The 3,063-nt window shown below is 73.5% G+C and carries 3 protein-coding genes; 1 reads left to right on the forward strand and 2 read right to left on the reverse strand.

All coding sequences use genetic code 11. The features are described 5' to 3' along the window. Both G3I42_RS09920 and G3I42_RS37470 read right to left on the reverse strand, forming a co-directional pair. Window positions 1–1,224 (reverse strand): PH domain-containing protein (locus G3I42_RS09920; protein ID WP_343244504.1); only part of this gene is annotated, 1,224 nt, incomplete at its 3' end. Window positions 1,225–1,274: 50 nt separating this feature from the next. Next, complete coding sequence (locus tag G3I42_RS37470; protein ID WP_343244505.1) at window positions 1,275–1,865, reverse strand: PH domain-containing protein; 591 nt, start codon at window positions 1,863–1,865, stop codon at window positions 1,275–1,277. Between the two features lie 31 nt (window positions 1,866–1,896). On the opposite strand from G3I42_RS37470, the gene G3I42_RS09930 reads away from it, so the two are divergent. Further along, window positions 1,897–3,039, forward strand: coding sequence for an NADH-quinone oxidoreductase subunit D (locus G3I42_RS09930; RefSeq protein ID WP_164284386.1), 1,143 nt, complete (start codon window positions 1,897–1,899; stop codon window positions 3,037–3,039). Window positions 3,040–3,063: the final 24 nt, after the last annotated feature.

Raw genomic sequence — 3,063 nt, forward strand, 5'->3', positions numbered from 1 at the left:
GTCGGCGGAGCGGGCGCGGGCGCGGACCGTACCGTTGGCGCCGTGGTCGACGGCCAGCGAGGCGAGACCGAGGGCGCGTTCCCAGGGGCCCTGCGTGAAGCGGACGCTCTGCACCTTCGCGTGCGGCACGAGCGACGTCGTACGGCGCAACACCCCCTGCCGCGCCACGAACAGGTGCCCGTCCACCGCGAGGCCCTGCCCCCGCCACCACCACGCGAGCCGCCAGCGGGCGCGGCCCGGCGGACGGACCGGCTCCGGCATCCCCTCACCCGGCAGCACCCGCGCCGCGAGCGCGCGGCCCGTCGCGTACGGCGCGACCGGGACGAGCACCGAGTTCTGCGAGCCCGCCACGTGCAACTCGACCCGCACCCACCCGAAGACCCGCCACAGCGGCGGCTCCACGAGCCGCACCGACTGCACCCGCCCCGGCGGCACCGTCTCGTGCGCCGTCTCCAGCAGCCCGTGGTCCAGGCGCAGCCCGTCGGGGGACTCGCCGACCGTCCAGTCGTAGGCGTTCGCGTACGTACGGAACAGCTTCGTCGCGGCGCCGCCCACGATCGGCACCGCCGTCACGGCGATCGACCACAGACTGTGCGACGCCGTCCACAGCAGCCACGACACGAACGCCGCACCGCACAGCGAGCCGAACAGCCCGCCGCTCAGCAGCACGGAGCCCGCGAGCTGCCCCGGCGCGACACGCCACAGCGCCCGCCGCTCCGACTCGTCCGGCACCCGCACCGTGCCGCCCGACGCCCGCGCGAGCAGCTCGGCGCGCAGCGTCCGCGCCTCCGACTCGGCGAGGTACGCCAGCTCGTCCTTCGACTTCGCGCCCACCACGTCGAGCTTCAGCTTCGCGACCCCCGCGAGCCGCCCGAGCAGCGGACGCGTCACGTCCACGGCCTGGAGCCGGTCGAGCCGGATGTGCGCGGTACGCCGGAACAGCACCCCCGAACGGATGCGCAACTCGCTCTCCGTCACCGCGAACCACGTCACCCACCAGCTCAGCACCCCGTACACGCAGGCGACGAGGACGACGCCGAGGCTCGCGAGCACGAGCGTCCCCGTCGCGAGCGCGGACAACTGCCGGTACGTCCCGTTCGGGTCGTGCACCGCCCAGCCGAGGATCACGGCGACGGGCGCCCAGGCGCGGCGCAGGGGGGTGAGGGGGTGGAGGCGGCGTTCGGGGCGGGGGAGGGGCTGGCGGGGCAGGGGGGCAGTCACCACCGTGGTGGGCATATTTTCGTACGAGCCTGGCGGCAGCCCCGCCGTGCCGCTCACAGGCCCGCCGATCGGGCCTCGCCGAGCGCGGTGAGCCGGTCCCGCAGGCGCTCGGCCTCCGCCGGGACGAGCCCGGGGACGCGCGCGTCGCTCGCCGCCGCCGCGGTGTGCAACTGCACGCTCGCGAGACCGAACCGCCGTTCCACCGGGCCCGAGGTCACCTCGACGAGCTGCATCCGCCCGTACGGGACGATCGTCTCGCGCCGCCACAGCACCCCGCGCGCGAGGAGCAGGTCGTCGGCGCGCTCGCGGTAGCCCCACGAGCGCCAGTTCCGGGCGAGCAGCACCCAGCCGCAGGCGAGCACGGCGAGCGGCAGCAACGCGAAGAGCGCCCACACCGGGCCCGCGAGCCAGCCCACGAGCCCGGCGACGAACGCGGCGAGCGGGACGGTGCAGAGGGCGAGGAGGAGGCGGCGCAGGGCGAGGACCTGGCGGGGGAGGCGCAGCCAGGGGGTGTCGGCGGTCCGGGCCGTACGGTCGCCCGGACCCGCGCCGCCGTCGCTTGGTCCCGTCCCGGCGCCGCCCGGCCCCGTGCCGTCGCCGTTCGCTATGCCGTCGTCCGCGCCCGGGCGCGTCCCCGTCTCCATCCGTCCAGCGTAGGTGCGAGAGACTGAAACCATGACGGAGACCGTGATCGGCATTGGCGGCGCGGCCGAGAGCACCGACATGGTGCTGAACATCGGCCCCCAGCACCCCTCCACGCACGGCGTGCTGCGGCTGCGGCTCGTCCTCGACGGCGAACGGATCGTGAGCGCCGAACCCGTCATCGGATACATGCACCGCGGCGCGGAGAAACTCTTCGAGGCCCGCGACTACCGGCAGATCATCATGCTGGCGAACCGGCACGACTGGCTCTCCGCGTTCTCCAACGAACTCGGCGTCGTCATGGCCGTCGAGCGGATGCTCGGCATGGAGGTCCCCGAGCGCGCCGTCTGGCTGCGCACCCTCCTCGCCGAACTCAACCGCGTCCTCAACCACCTCATGTTCCTCGGCTCGTACCCGCTCGAACTCGGCGGCATCACGCCCATGTTCTACGCCTTCCGCGAGCGCGAGGAACTCCAGGCCGTCATGGAGGAGGTCTCCGGCGGGCGCATGCACTACATGTTCAACCGCGTCGGCGGCCTCAAGGAGGACATCCCGCTCGGCTGGCCCGCGCGCGTCCGCACCGCGCTCGCACGCGTCCGCGAACGGATGCCCGACTACGACGGGCTCATCCTCGGCAACGAGATCTTCCGCGGCCGCACCCGCGACGTCGGCGTCCTCTCCGCGCGCGCCGTGCACGCGTACGGGGTGAGCGGGCCCATCGCCCGCGCCTCCGGCGTCGACTTCGACCTGCGCCGCGACGAGCCGTACCTCGCCTACGAGGAACTCCAGGACGTGCTGCGCGTCGTCACCCGCGAGGAGGGCGACTGCCTCGCCCGCTTCGAGTGCCTCCTCGACCAGACCCACAACTCCCTCGACCTCGCCGAGACCTGCCTCGACCACCTCGCCGAGCTGCCCCCCGGCCCCGTCAACCAGCGCCTGCCGAAGGTCCTGAAGGCCCCCGAGGGCCACACGTACGCGTGGACCGAGAACCCGCTCGGCCTCAACGGCTACTACCTCGTGTCCAAGGGCGAGAAGACCCCGTACCGCCTCAAGCTCCGCTCGGCGTCCTTCAACAACATCCAGGCGCTGACCGAGCTGCTGCCGGGAACGCTGGTGGCGGACATGGTGGCGATTCTGGGGTCGCTGTTCTTCGTGGTGGGGGACATCGACAAGTAGGGGGTGCGGGGGATGCGGGGCGCG

The sequence above is a fragment of the Streptomyces sp. SID11385 genome (assembly GCF_010548245.1).
Taxonomy (GTDB): Bacteria; Actinomycetota; Actinomycetes; order Streptomycetales; family Streptomycetaceae; genus Streptomyces.

What these genes read in the sequence shown, in the direction of transcription:
- G3I42_RS09930 (WP_164284386.1), top strand. Translation starts at nt 1,897, where the DNA reads ATGACGGAGACCGTGATCGGCATTGGCGGCGCGGCCGAGAGCACCGAC.
- G3I42_RS37470 (WP_343244505.1), bottom strand. Translation starts at nt 1,865, where the DNA reads ATGGAGACGGGGACGCGCCCGGGCGCGGACGACGGCATAGCGAACGGC.